This is a genomic window from Xanthomonas sp. NCPPB 2933 (genome assembly GCF_056725225.1).
In genome coordinates this window covers 4,990,569-5,003,141 of record NZ_CM161518.1, presented here as the reverse complement: position 1 = coordinate 5,003,141, position 12,573 = coordinate 4,990,569, and the positions used below count along the sequence as shown (strand labels likewise).

12 protein-coding genes and 1 tRNA gene are annotated in these 12,573 nt (G+C 63.1%); 10 read left to right on the top strand and 3 right to left on the bottom strand.

Annotated elements, in window-relative coordinates; genetic code table 11:
* Window positions 1–162 precede the first annotated feature (162 nt).
* From AC1PLU_RS21165 to AC1PLU_RS21145, 5 genes are all read left to right on the top strand, one after another.
* Entirely contained in the window at window positions 163–429 is a 267-nt protein-coding gene (locus tag AC1PLU_RS21165) for a hypothetical protein (RefSeq protein ID WP_006452098.1), read from the top strand.
* Window positions 430–499: 70 nt separating this feature from the next.
* Window positions 500–1,183, top strand: coding sequence for a response regulator transcription factor (locus tag AC1PLU_RS21160; RefSeq protein ID WP_002808458.1), 684 nt, complete (start codon window positions 500–502; stop codon window positions 1,181–1,183).
* Between the two features lie 74 nt (window positions 1,184–1,257).
* The gene (locus tag AC1PLU_RS21155) at window positions 1,258–2,628 is read left to right on the top strand and encodes an ATP-binding protein (protein ID WP_172839287.1); all 1,371 of its coding nucleotides are present in this window, start codon (window positions 1,258–1,260) and stop codon (window positions 2,626–2,628) included.
* Window positions 2,629–2,751: 123 nt separating this feature from the next.
* The gene (locus tag AC1PLU_RS21150; protein ID WP_481094205.1) at window positions 2,752–4,344 is read left to right on the top strand and encodes a DUF1800 domain-containing protein; all 1,593 of its coding nucleotides are present in this window, start codon (window positions 2,752–2,754) and stop codon (window positions 4,342–4,344) included.
* An 85-nt stretch (window positions 4,345–4,429) separates the two neighbouring features.
* Window positions 4,430–5,617, top strand: coding sequence for a DUF1501 domain-containing protein (locus AC1PLU_RS21145; RefSeq protein WP_176339713.1), 1,188 nt, complete (start codon window positions 4,430–4,432; stop codon window positions 5,615–5,617).
* Between the two features lie 157 nt (window positions 5,618–5,774).
* Here the strand turns inward: AC1PLU_RS21145 and AC1PLU_RS21140 are convergent, their stop codons facing one another.
* Both AC1PLU_RS21140 and AC1PLU_RS21135 read right to left on the bottom strand, forming a co-directional pair.
* On the bottom strand, window positions 5,775–6,530 hold the full coding sequence (locus tag AC1PLU_RS21140; RefSeq protein WP_481094206.1) for a M90 family metallopeptidase: 756 nt from the start codon (window positions 6,528–6,530) through the stop codon (window positions 5,775–5,777).
* Window positions 6,531–6,538: 8 nt separating this feature from the next.
* Window positions 6,539–6,853, bottom strand: a complete 315-nt coding sequence (locus AC1PLU_RS21135; protein WP_115039388.1) for a hypothetical protein — start codon at window positions 6,851–6,853, stop codon at window positions 6,539–6,541.
* Between the two features lie 44 nt (window positions 6,854–6,897).
* Between AC1PLU_RS21135 and birA the strand changes: the two genes are divergently transcribed.
* From birA to AC1PLU_RS21115, 4 genes are all read left to right on the top strand, one after another.
* Complete coding sequence (gene birA / locus AC1PLU_RS21130) at window positions 6,898–7,908, top strand: bifunctional biotin--[acetyl-CoA-carboxylase] ligase/biotin operon repressor BirA (RefSeq protein WP_481094261.1); 1,011 nt, start codon at window positions 6,898–6,900, stop codon at window positions 7,906–7,908.
* Window positions 7,905–8,633, top strand: coding sequence for a type III pantothenate kinase (locus AC1PLU_RS21125; protein ID WP_023905548.1), 729 nt, complete (start codon window positions 7,905–7,907; stop codon window positions 8,631–8,633). Before birA ends, AC1PLU_RS21125 begins: the two co-directional genes overlap by 4 nt.
* 156 nt (window positions 8,634–8,789) lie before the next feature.
* Entirely contained in the window at window positions 8,790–9,680 is an 891-nt protein-coding gene (locus AC1PLU_RS21120) for an SPOR domain-containing protein (protein ID WP_481107157.1), read from the top strand.
* A gap of 33 nt (window positions 9,681–9,713) precedes the next feature.
* A tRNA-Thr gene (locus AC1PLU_RS21115) sits at window positions 9,714–9,789 on the top strand.
* A gap of 376 nt (window positions 9,790–10,165) precedes the next feature.
* Here the strand turns inward: AC1PLU_RS21115 and AC1PLU_RS21110 are convergent.
* Complete coding sequence (locus AC1PLU_RS21110; RefSeq protein WP_481107156.1) at window positions 10,166–11,023, bottom strand: hypothetical protein; 858 nt, start codon at window positions 11,021–11,023, stop codon at window positions 10,166–10,168.
* Between the two features lie 944 nt (window positions 11,024–11,967).
* Between AC1PLU_RS21110 and AC1PLU_RS21105 the strand changes: the two genes are divergently transcribed.
* Window positions 11,968–12,351, top strand: a complete 384-nt coding sequence (locus tag AC1PLU_RS21105) for a helix-turn-helix transcriptional regulator (protein ID WP_481094208.1) — start codon at window positions 11,968–11,970, stop codon at window positions 12,349–12,351.
* The last annotated feature ends 222 nt before the right edge of the window (window positions 12,352–12,573 follow it).

Genomic DNA, 12,573 nt, shown 5'->3' with positions numbered 1-12,573 from the left:
ACCACGCTGTGACGCATGGCCGGTTTCACGAATTTTGAATGTTCCTGAACAACCCGCTAGGATTCGTTTGTGACCCAGCCGTTCTGCCGCGCTAGCCATGTTGTCCTGGTTGCCCTTTGGGTCGCCACGGCAGCGCCGTCGGCATGGTGTCAGGGATATCCGATGGGGCATTCGGGCCGTGAGGCGTTACCGCCCTCAGCCCGCGGCAACGGGCGCACGCTGTCGGACACCATTCGGCAGGTGCAGCGGTCCACCGGTGGACAGATCCTCAGCGCCGAACGTGTGCCGTTCGACGGCGGCAATCTCAACCGGGTCAAGTACATGTTGGACGGGCGCGTGCACACCGTGTACGAATCGGAACAGATGCAGCCCCCGCCGCCGCGTCGCCCGGCGCCGCCAGATGCGCCACCACGCGACGATAACCAGTAAACGTAGATAGTTCTGCGTTCAGTCTCATAAATTCCCCGGCACCCGCCGACAACGTAACTAGGGAGAGTGCATGCGTATCCTTTTGGTCGAAGACGAAGCTCCGCTGCGCGAGACACTTGCCGCGCGCCTGAAGCGTGAAGGCTTTGCTGTCGACGCTGCACAAGATGGCGAAGAAGGTCTGTACATGGGCCGCGAAGTGCCGTTCGACGTCGGCATCATCGACCTTGGCCTGCCCAAGATGTCGGGCATGGAGCTGATCAAGGCGCTGCGCGACGAGGGCAAGAAATTCCCGGTGCTGATCCTGACCGCGCGTTCGAGCTGGCAGGACAAGGTCGAAGGCCTCAAGCAGGGCGCCGACGATTACCTGGTGAAGCCGTTCCATGTCGAAGAGCTGCTGGCGCGCGTCAACGCGTTGCTGCGGCGCGCGGCAGGCTGGAGCAAGCCGACCCTGGAGTGCGGCCCGGTCGCTTTGGATCTGGCAGCGCAGACGGTGAGCGTCAATGGCGCCAATGTCGACCTGACCAGCTACGAGTACAAGGTGCTCGAGTACCTGATGATGCATGCCGGCGAACTGGTCTCCAAGGCCGATTTGACCGAACACATCTATCAGCAGGATTTCGATCGCGATTCGAACGTGCTGGAAGTGTTTATCGGTCGCCTGCGCAAGAAGCTCGATCCCGACGGTGAGCTCAAGCCGATCGAGACCGTGCGTGGTCGTGGCTACCGCTTCGCTATCCCGCGTACCGAAGGCTGAGTCCGCGCGTCGGCAAACAGGAAGATAGGGTGTCGGTGCGCTCCAAGTGGTACAAACGCTGGCGGCCGCGCTCCCTGCAGGCCCGCCAGCTCTTGGCTGCCAGCCTCAGCCTGGTAGCCTTCCTGGCGCTGGCAGGCTATGCGCTGGATGTGGCGTTCGCCGACACTGCCGAAAAGAATCTGCGCGAGCGGCTGAAGAACTACGCCTCGGCGTATGCCGCCAATATCGATTTCGTCCGCGATGGCTCGCTGTACATCGGTGGCCAACCGCCTGATCCGCGTTTCGACGTGCCCGGCGGCGGGCTGTATGTCGAAGTCGTGCGCCCGGATGAGAGCTGGACGTCGATGTCGGCCGAGGGGCCCAACATTCCGCACGGGCGCATGCTCGAGCCGCGCCAGGAAGAGTTCATCGGCCCGCTGGAGATGACCCAGATCGACGGCAGTCTGGGCGAGCTGTACCGCTATGGCCTGGGCGTGAGCTATGTCGAACGCGAACACGGCGGCGAGATTCCGTACACCATCTACGTGATGGAAGATGCGCGCTCGATGGGCGCGCAATTGCGCGTGTTCCGGGGCGCGGTGTGGTTCTATCTCGGTAGTGCCGGCGTGGTGCTGCTGGTGCTGCAGGCCTTTATTCTGCAGTGGAGCCTGCGACCGCTGCGGCGGGTCATCAACGAGTTGACCAAGGTGCAGCGCGGGGAAATCCAGCGCATGAGCGAGCAGCATCCGCGCGAACTGGAGCCGCTGACCGAAAGCATCAACGCCTTTATCGAAAGCGAGCGCGACAACCTGGATCGTCAGCGCAATACGCTTGCCGATCTGGCACACAGCCTCAAGACGCCGATCGCCGTGTTGCGCACCCAACTGGACAGCGGTCAGTCCGAGCGCGATCTGCACGAGGAAATGGACGTGCAGCTGCGGCGCATGAACGACCTGGTGTCTTACCAACTCGCACGTGCGGCTTCCAGCGGGCACAAGCTGTTTGCCGCGCCGTTGCCGATCGAGTCGACTGCCGAAGAAATCGTGCGCGGTCTGGAGAAGGTGTATTCGGTCAAAGGCGTGCTGTGCGAATTCGATATTTCGCCCGAAGCGCGTTTTCATGGTGAGCCGGGCGATCTGCAGGAGCTGCTTGGCAATCTGCTAGAAAACGGCTTCAAGTGGGCGCGCAGCCGCGTGCTGTTGACTGCGCAGCCAGGTCCCACCACCGGGAGCCGCCGCGCCGGATTGATCCTGTCGGTGGAAGACGATGGCCCCGGCATCGCGCCGGAAGATGTGGCCAAGATTCTGCAACGTGGCGTGCGCGGCGATGAGCGCGTGCAGGGTCACGGCATCGGCATGTCGATCGTGCAGGACCTGATCAAGGCCTACCGCGGCGAATTGCAGGTGGTGCGCTCGCAGGAACTGGGCGGCGCCCGCTTCGATGTGACCTTGCCGCCGGGACTGTGACCGGCATGCGTTGCGGGATGAACCCGTGGCCAATGTCGCGCCACGCTCCGACAACCGTTTAACGCCTCACGCGTTGGCTTGACCATACTGGGCCGGTTGCAGGCCGTTGCGATGGAGAACTGCATGTTCGAGCGCGTTGCACAGGCATGGTGGGTCACTGCACTTTCCGTCCGAACACGTCGACAGCGCAGATGGCGCGTGCCGTTGCTGTTGGCGGGCTGCGTCGTCGTGCTGTCGTGCAGTGCCGCCGAAGCGTCATTGACGCCAGCACAGACACGCTGGTTGCAGCGTGCCACCTACGGCGTGGATGCCGATAGCGCGGCGCAGCTGCAGCGGCTCGGCCCCAAGCGCTACGGCGCACTGCTATTGCAAGCCAGCGACGATGCCGCATTGCCAGCGCCGATCCGTGCACAACTGCAGCAGTTCGATGCGCTGCACACGCCATTGGTGACCTTGCTGACGCAATACGAGGCCGACAAGATCCGTCTGCAAACGCTGCCCGATGGCGATGAGAAGGCTGCCTTGCGCAAGGCGTGGCAGGCGCGTGGCGGTCAGATGCTGACCCAGGCGCGTCAGGCGCAATTGCTGCGTGCGGTGTATGCGCCGGCGCAGCTGCGCGAGCAGTTGGTGTGGTTCTGGCTCAATCACTTCAGCGTGTACGCCGACAAGGGGCGCGTGAAATGGATGGCGGCCGACTACATGGAAAACGCGATTCGTCCGCATGCCACCGGCAAGTTCGCGGACCTGGTGATGGCGACGCTGGAAAGCCCGGCGATGCTGGAATATCTGGATAACGCCAAGAATGCCAAGGGCAAGGTCAACGAAAACTACGCGCGCGAATTGATGGAGTTGCACACGTTGGGCGTGCATGGCGGCTACAGCCAGCAGGATGTGCAGCAACTGGCGCTGATACTGACCGGCGCCGGTCTGGTGCCGATCAAGGCCGAAGGCGCGCCGCCAGTACCAACCGCTGCAACAACGGGGCAGGCGCAGATCGTGCGCAAGGGCCTGTTCGAATTCAATCCTGCGCGGCATCAACCCGGCGACAAGACCTTGCTGGGCCAGCGCATCGCCGCTGGCGGTCTGGATGAGATCGAACGTGCAGTGCAGCTGTTGGTACGGCAACCGGCGTGCGCGCAGTTTGTGTCGCAGCGCCTGGCCGAGTATTTCGTCAGTGACAAGCCGCCGGTCGCACTGGTCGCGCGCATGGCAAAGACCTTTCAACGCAGCGATGGCGATATCGCCAAGGTGATGCAGGCCATGCTGGACGCGCCGGAATTTGCGCAGGCGCAACCGCGCAAGTTCAAGGATCCGAATCGGTTTGTGGTCTCGGCCATGCGGCTGGCGTACGAAGATCAACCGGTGGTCAATGCCGCGCCGATGGTGAGCTGGGTGCAGCAACTCGGCGAGCCGGTGTTCGGGCGCATCACCCCTGATGGGTGGTCGCTGCAATCGCAGGCGTGGACCAGCTCCGGGCAACTGGCGCGACGCTTCGAAGTGGCGCGTTCGCTGAGCGGCGGACCCAAGCAACTGTTTCGCTTCGATGGCGATAACGACACGCCAATTCCTGTGCTGACGCAGATCGATACGCGTCCATCGTATCGCTGGGTTGCACCGTCGCTTTCCAGCGGCACGCGTGAGGCGTTGGGCCAGGCGCGTTCGCCGGCGGAGTGGAACGGGTTTTTGCTGTCATCGCCGGACTTCAACTATCGCTGATCTAGCGGCCGCTGATTCAACGACTGCTGATTCAACAACCACTGATTCAATCATCGCCGAACGGTCATCGCCGCAGGAGTGCACCATGCAACGACGTCAATTTCTGCTTGCCTCTGCAGCGGCCGCGAGTCTGCCGTGGAGCGGTCGTCTGTTTGCAGCGCCACGCGACAGTGCGCGCATGTTGGTGGTGTTTCTGCGTGGCGGCTACGACAGCAATAATCTGCTGGTGCCGCATGCCAGCGATTTTTATTATCAGGCGCGCCCGACCCTGGCGATTGCGCGGCCGGATGCGGCCAATCCGAAGAGCGCCGTTGCGTTGGATGCGCAATGGGGTCTCAACCCGGTGATGCGCGATGCGCTGCTGCCGCTCTGGCAACGCAAGCAGCTGGCCTTCGTGCCGTTTGCCGGCACCGACGATCTGTCGCGCAGCCACTTCGAAACCCAGGACGATATCGAATCGGGCCAGGCCGGCCGGCAGCGCCGCGATTATCGGTCCGGTTTCATGGCGCGCCTGTCGGGCGTGCTCAGCGGGGTGCCGGCGATTGCGTTTACCGATTCGCTACCGCTGACGTTTCAAGGCGGCGGCGATTTGCCAAATGTGTCGTTGCGTGGGATCGGCAAAGGCGGTCTGGATGCGCGGCAGGCGCAGATTCTGTCGCAGATGTACGACGCAACGCCGCTTGCGGCAGCCGCGCGCGAGGGCCTGGCATTGCGTCAGCAGGTGACCGCGCAGCTGCGCGAAGAGATGGAGCAGGCCGGCCGCGGCGCTGCCAGTGCGCGCACCTTTGCCGACGAAACCCGGCGCATGGCGAGCCTGATGCGCGACCAGTACCGGCTGGGATTCGTCGATGTCGGCGGCTGGGATACCCATGCCAACCAGGGCAGTGTCGAAGGTGGGTTGGCCAATAATCTGCGTAATCTCGGCGAAGGGCTGGCGGCATACGCTGATGCCTTGGGGCCGGCATGGAAGGACACCGTGGTGGTGGTGCTCTCAGAGTTTGGCCGCACCTTTCGCGAGAACGGCAGCAAGGGTACCGATCACGGGCACGGCACCACGTACTGGGTGCTGGGTGGCGGCGTGCAGGGTGGCCGTATCGCTGGCGAGCAGGTCGCGGTCGAACAAACGCAGCTGCTGCAGAATCGTGATTACCCGGTGCTTACCAATTACCGCAGTCTGTTCGGCGGTCTATTGAGTCGATTGTGGGGGCTGTCGCCAGCGCAGTTGGAGCGGGTGTTTCCCGGTGCCAGGCCGCGCGATCTTGGGCTGGTGTGAGTGCATTGCAGCGTGCTGTTGAAATCAGCAGTGCCGAGCGTGCACCTGCACGACATTGCGCAGCGGTGTTTTCAATTCGGCCAAGCGTGTGCGAGCAACGCGCGCGAAGCGGTTGCATGACAACCATCGCAAGCAACGCGTTGATGCCACCACACCCTCAGCGCTGCGCTGAAGAAGCAAACGGCGAAGGCCCGTAAAAACGCGTCAGCTGCGCGGCGACATCCGGCATGACGCGCGCGATCACTTGCGGCGCCGAGAAGTGATATTCGCTCACGACCGCGAAGAATTCTTCCGGTGCTTCGGCGGCATACGGATCGATCTCGGTGTCTTCGCCTGCATCCACGCGTTGGCAGAACGCATCGAAGGCCTGCTGAAAATCGCGTGCCCAGGCGCGTTGTGCATCGCGTGGCAGCGGCGGGGTGCCGTCGAGGGCGCCATCGAGTGCATCGAGCTTGTGCGCCATCTCGTGCACAATCACGTTGAAGCCTGCCTGCGGGTCGTCCAGATCGGCCTGCACATCGGCCCAGCTGACGATCAGCGGGCCTTGCTCCCAGGATTCGCCGATCAGGGTGTCGTCCCAGGCATGCATCACCCCTGCCGCATCCACATGCGTGCGCTGCACGCGGAACGCGTCCGGGTAGACGATCAGTTGCGACCAGCCGCGCCAGCCCACTGCGCCGATTTCCAGCAGCGGCAGGCAGCAGGTGGCCGCCAGCAGCACATGATCGTGCGCATGCAGCTGCAACCCATCGACCGGGGAAATGGTTTTTTGCTGCAGGAATTGTGCGGCCAGGGTGCGCAGGCGGTGCTGGCGGGGCGGATCGAGCGCGGCGACCCAGGCGCAGCCGCTGCAGACCGGCAGCCATAACGCATCAGGAATGTCGATGGGCGGCCGGCGCAGCCAGCGCGACAACCACTGGATCAGCGGAACATGCCCGGCAGAAAACTGTGCCAGCGCGGCATCGTGCGCATGCGTGGGAACAGCGCGTCGCCATCGCTACCGCCGCCGCCGGTGGCCGGCGTGGGCTTGTGCGCGGGAGCGCGTGCCGGTGCAGCGGCCTCGCCATTGGGCGTCCTGCCGCGCGCAGCCGAATTGGTGCTGACGCAGCTCTCATGGTCGCCATCGACCAGTTGGTCCGATGCCAGCGCGGCAAGCGGAGCCAATAACAGGAGCAGGCAAACCGTGATTCGGCGCATCGTCCACATCCAGGGCAAGCGGCGTGAGTTGGCGATCATAACGCGCTTTTCACTCCCTCACGCAAGCCGTGCTGGGCGCCCGGGTGGGCTTGGCGCATACTTTCACGGATCGATTTGGGGACCTTGCCGTGGATGACCGCGCGTTGCTGGCCAAACTTGCGAGCGGCCGGCTATCCGGCGATGCGCTGGCGCGCGATGCCGGATTGACCCGTGCGGCAGTGTGGAAGCGCATTCAAAATTTGCGCGCAGCCGGGGTCGACATCGAAGGGCGGGCCGGAGACGGCTACCGTCTGGCGGCGCCGCTGGATCTGCTGGAGGCTGCGCGGATTCGTGCGGCCATGTCGAGCGATGCGCTGGCGGGCCTGGCTGCACTCGATGTCGCCTGGACGCTGGAATCCACCAACACCAGCTTGCTGGCGCGTGCGGCGCCCGAGCAGGGCGTGGCGGTGCTGCTGGCCGAGCGTCAGACCGGTGGGCGCGGCCGTCGCGGCCGGCAATGGACCTCGCCGCTGGGTGCGCATATCTATCTGTCGGCCTCGCGCCGTTTCAGCGGCGGGTTGGGCCAGCTGGCCGGGCTCAGCCTGGCGGTGGGTGTGGCGGTGGCCGAAGCCTTGCGCGGTTGCGGCTTTGCCGATGTCGGGCTGAAGTGGCCCAACGATCTGCTGGCGCGCGAGCGCAAGCTGGGCGGCCTGTTGATCGAAGGCGGCGGCGAAATGGCCGGCAATGCGCGTGCGGTGATCGGACTGGGCTTGAACGTGCACATGCCGGCTGCGGCGGCCGCTGGGATCGACCAGCCGTGGGTGGATCTGGATACGCTGGCGGGCCGTGCGGTCTCGCGCGATACCGTGGCGGCGGCGGTGTTGTCCGGGCTGCTGCCGGCGCTGGATCTGTTCGAGGCACAAGGGCTGGCTCCGTTTCTGAGTCGCTATGCGGCCCTGGACGTGTTGTGTGGCCGCGCGGTACAGGTCGAAGAGGCTGGCACCCGGCATCACGGCGTTGCGCTCGGCTTGGCTGCCGACGGCGCGTTGCGTGTGCAATTGGGCGAGACGGTGCGCCTGTTCCACTCCGGAGAAGTGAGCGTGAGACCTGCATGAGCGAGTGGTTGTTCGATCTGGGAAATTCGCGGTTCAAGTACGCCCTGCTACAGGGAGATCGCGCCGGCGATGTGCAGGCGTGGCCGCACGGCGCCGAGGCGATGGATGCGGCCGCACTGTCGGCGCTGCCGACCGGGCGCATCGCGCATGTGGCCAGCGTTGCTGCGCCGGCGTTGACGCAGCGCATGCTCGCCTGCCTGCACGAGCGCTTCGAGCAGGTGCGGATCGTGCGCACCGCGGCCGAATGCGCCGGCATCCGCATTGCGTATGCGGACCCGAGCCGCTTCGGCGTGGATCGCTTTCTGGCGCTGCTTGGCGCACGTGGCGAGGCACCGGTGCTGGTGGCCGGCGTGGGCACTGCGCTGACCATCGATCTGCTTGGGGCCGATGGGCAGCATCATGGCGGGCGCATCGCCGCCTCGCCGACCACCATGCGCGAAGCGCTGCATGCCCGCGCGGTGCAATTGCCGGCCAGCGGCGGCAATTATGTGGAGCTGGCCAACGACACCGACGATGCACTGGCGTCTGGCTGCGATGGTGCGGCGGTGGCGCTGATCGAGCGCAGCCTGCAGCACGCGCAACGCAGTTTGGGCGTACCGGTGCGCTTGCTGGTGCATGGCGGTGGCGCGCCACCGTTGCTGCCGTTATTGCCCGATGCCACGTTCCGCGCTGCGCTGGTGCTGGATGGGTTGGCGATCTGGGCGAGGTCTGCGTCGGCGCCCTGAGGGCGGTGATCGAAACGACGCGCAGCCGCCAGGTGGGCGGCCGATGCTCGGCATCGGGATGTCGCGCTCGTACACTGGGGTCACTGGCTGCCTGCCGCTCGCGCCGAGTCGTCGAGCGCTCGCCAGCGGTTATCGGCCACTCTTAGAATCCATTGCATGTATGTACGCGCGCTCATCGTTGTCTTGATCGTCCTCAATGCCGGCGTGGCGTTGTGGTGGGCCCTGCAGCCGGCACCGGCCGCGTTGGCTGCTCCGGCGCAGCCGGCAGGTGTGGCACGGTTGGAGGTGTTGCCGAACATCGCAACAGGCGCGGCGGCTGCGATCTCGAGAGAAGCAGCAACAGCAGCTCCAGACGCTGCGCCGGCAGCAACATCGGTTGCACCGGCACCGGCACCGGCAGCAGTACCGGCTCAGACATCAACGGAACAAGCGGCGGCGGCCGCTTCGACAGCTGCGGCTACCACCGCAGTGGCCGAAACATCGCCAGTACCGTCCGAGATTCCGGCCACAAGCAAGGTCGCTCCGAAACCGGCCGAGGTTGCTGTGGCGGCTGCACCAAAGACATCGCCAACGGTGCTGACTCCCGCACCCGTTCCAGAGCGCTGCGCCAGCCTGGGCCCCTATCCGGCACGCGCCGACGCCGATGCCGCGCTGGCACGCATTCGTGGTCAAGCCACGCGCAGCAGCGTGCGCGAAGACAAGGACGCCGGGGTCAGTACGTTCCGGGTGATGCTGCCCAGCGTGGGCGATCGCGCGGCGGCGCAGGCGTTGGTCAAGCGCATCGCTGCGGCTGGCATCGGCGACTATTACGTGATTGCGCAAGGCGAGGACAACTCCGTCGCGCTGGGCCAATACCAGAGCCGCGAGCGCGCCGAGCGGCGTCAGGCGAGCCTGGTGAGTGCGGGGTTTCCCGCGCAGCTGATGCCCAGCGGCACCGGGCAATCGCGCTGGTGGATCGATGTGCGTAGTGCCTCGGCACCCACTGCGTTGCAGGGCACCGCGGGTGCAACGCGTCAACGATCGCTAGATTGCTCCGCGCTGCGCTAGAATGCGCACCGGCGCGCAATGCGCTTGGCCTTTGCCGGCATAGCTCAGTTGGTAGAGCAACCGCCTTGTAAGCGGTAGGTCCCCAGTTCGAATCCGGGTGCCGGCACCATGAAGGTCTTTTCGCAACCCCCGAATCGCCTGCAAACGCGCATGCAGAAAGGGTTTCACAGGGCTGGTGAAAAACGTGGGCGCCCGGTATCGCAACGGTTCGTCACTACTCACTCCCCCAAAAATTCCCCATACGATGCGGCCATGGCCAGCCGCAGCTGCTCGAATAGGCAAGGGGAAGGCTTTGGCCGGAGCCCACCTCGATCTGTCTGAGAAGGTTCTTAGCAAGGCTGCTACAGGCGACGCGTTGACGCCTGGCGGACTGCTCGGAGAGCCATTGCAAGCGCAGGCTGCGCAATGACACCGAGCAGTCAGTGCTGTGCTGACTGCTCGGTGCTGTGGGTGGTAGAGGTTAGAGACTTACCACGCTCTATTTCCTATTGCCTATAGACCGTGCAGACGCGCGTCTCACCTGCGCTGACGCAAGCTATGCGAGTAACTCCGCCGGCGCCGATGTTGTTCATGCTTGCGCCCAACGCGCCCATGTAGCCAGCCATGCCTTCTAAATTATCTCCACCTGCACTGGTCCACTCACCTTGAACCTGATTGATGTTGTCAGGAATTAGCTGGCCACCAGGAGTTCTAGCACTGCCGTTGATGTATTCGCCGTTTGTTGCATCCAGGGAGATTTTAAAATCAATTGTGCTGCCGTCGGCCATGACAAGACGAAAGGTCACACCCGCTTGCTGCTTAAGCCCCAGCGGTGAAGCAGCGACTGCGAGCAAGTCGGCCAAGGCGGTGGCTAGGTTAGTTCCGACTACCGTGCTATAGACGCCATTGCTCGCTACGCCAGACGCGAGCATTGAACGCAGGTTGAAGTCACTCAGAACATCGATAGCAGTTTTGGACTGTGCGGATGGAACATTCACGATGCCAACTGGCACATTGATGATTGGCTTGAGCGTATAACCGCCAGACACGAAGACGCGGTGTGCCCGGTCGAGTTCAGTTACCGCTTGCGGGCTTGTCGCAACTCGCACGGGAGGCTGTGCTGCGGCACGCGTCGCAAGTGGCTTTTTTTGGTCAACGCGCCAAGGATCAGTCCCAGTGTCCTGCTTGGGAACCTGCCACGTCTGAATTGTGTTGTCAAAAAGGTTATAGATGTTGTGCGTACCTTGTCCCTGGACAAGAGCTTGTTCTCGGAACTCAAGATCTGACGCACAGGTGTCGCATCGAATATTGGCGGCATTAGCGTTTGGTGGCATTGAATACAAACCGCCCACAACTAAAGCCAAGCCTAGGAACTGCTTTAGCACTTGCACTCTCCATGTTGGTGTGAGGGTGCAATATCTCCATTAAATTTTGTTGGAATTCGCCTCAGGTCACACTTTTATAATGGTTAGGGCTATTCCTACGCCGACTCGCGGGTCTGTCTGACTACAGATAACGATCAAGGCGAATCTATCGTCGGTCACTTGAATGTCGTTAGCTCAAGCCTTCGAGCGGGCGGCCGAGGTTGCCCGCAGGAAAGGCTAAGAGCCCGTTCGACCGTGAGCTCAAATTCGCAGGCCAACTTGGGCGTGGCTGGGCCAGGCTTAGCTTGCAATTACCTTTTCTGCCCTTTGGGCAATCCCGCGCGATTACGTTCCCGCCACTCGACCACCTTGCCGGCCACCCACGTTGGGGGCCGCATGGTCAGCGGTACGGGAAAGTCAGGACGGCATGCGACCGTCTCAAGCACCGTTCGCGGCGCGAGTTCAAGCAATTGCGCGCACTTCCCACGGCACCGCGTTTGCTACTTCATTCATGGCTCGACCCTCGCGGATGAACAGCGTTGATCGTGCGTTGAAGGAATCTCAGGGCGCGCGACGCTTCTTGCCTCCTGATCCTGGAAAGTCCAGCTTGTTGGACCTCCATACATGAGGTGCTGGAACAGCGTCCTTGACTGGCTCAACCGCAGAACGCAAAACTACACGCCATACATACACATCAAGGTATGTGGCGGATTCCACTTTGCCGCAGGAATAAAGCTTGCCGTGCTCTTTGGGAACTTCGGCACAGCTCTTTTACCTCGTCGGGTGACAGGCACAGGGTGGACATGACTTGTCGCCTCTATTCAGTTGGATCCGATTACAGCATAGGGCGAAAGCTGCATCTGCCTTGCGTGCAAGCCAACTAAAATCTAGGGCGGCCGTCTCGTAGTCGCAGCTGGTGCTATAGCGCTCCCTATCTTCGGGGCATGAACGATCACCATCAAAAGAACGACCCGAAGCGACTTGGTGGCTTGCCGCATGAGCAGTTCACCGAATTGATCGAGCTGCTAGCTAAAGCAATGGCAGAAAAAGTGGCAGCCAAGCTTGAGGTGAGGGCGTTGCGCGCACTACCACCCACTGAGCGCCCGGGACATGTGCAAGCGCCGTCTGACGGCCGGCCTCGCCTGCTGCGCATTGCGCAGGTCAAGGACAGGGTAGGCATGTCCCAGACCACCATCTACGACCGAATCAAGAAGGGCACATTTCCCAAGCCGGTGCCGCTGGGCACGTTGGTCGCTTGGCTGGAGTCTGAGATTGACGAGTGGATTGCCGCCCGCGTGGCCGATCGCTCTAGTGTGTCGTCAGGCTGAGATCGCTGACGGCGAAGGGCCATGCGTCGGATTCTGGCTCCCCCAGATCGCCAAGGTCGCAGCCGGCGACTTAATAGAAATTCCCCAGACTGCCCGGAAACCCTTAAAGCAAGGGGGCTCGAATTCGGGTGCCGGCACCATCTTCGATCCACAAGTTCGTGCACACACCTGTTCTGGCCGTGCTGTCGTTTGGGTGCGTTTTCTGTGCCTGCAATTTTCACT

Bases quoted from the DNA above. Each gene is read 5' to 3' on its own strand.
- AC1PLU_RS21165 (WP_006452098.1), top strand. From the start codon at position 163: ATGGGGCATTCGGGCCGTGAGGCGTTACCGCCCTCAGCCCGCGGCAAC.
- AC1PLU_RS21160 (WP_002808458.1), top strand. From the start codon at position 500: ATGCGTATCCTTTTGGTCGAAGACGAAGCTCCGCTGCGCGAGACACTT.
- AC1PLU_RS21150 (WP_481094205.1), top strand. From the start codon at position 2,752: ATGTTCGAGCGCGTTGCACAGGCATGGTGGGTCACTGCACTTTCCGTC.
- AC1PLU_RS21145 (WP_176339713.1), top strand. From the start codon at position 4,430: ATGCAACGACGTCAATTTCTGCTTGCCTCTGCAGCGGCCGCGAGTCTG.
- AC1PLU_RS21135 (WP_115039388.1), bottom strand. From the start codon at position 6,853: ATGATCGCCAACTCACGCCGCTTGCCCTGGATGTGGACGATGCGCCGA.
- AC1PLU_RS21125 (WP_023905548.1), top strand. From the start codon at position 7,905: ATGAGCGAGTGGTTGTTCGATCTGGGAAATTCGCGGTTCAAGTACGCC.
- AC1PLU_RS21120 (WP_481107157.1), top strand. From the start codon at position 8,790: ATGTATGTACGCGCGCTCATCGTTGTCTTGATCGTCCTCAATGCCGGC.
- AC1PLU_RS21105 (WP_481094208.1), top strand. From the start codon at position 11,968: ATGAACGATCACCATCAAAAGAACGACCCGAAGCGACTTGGTGGCTTG.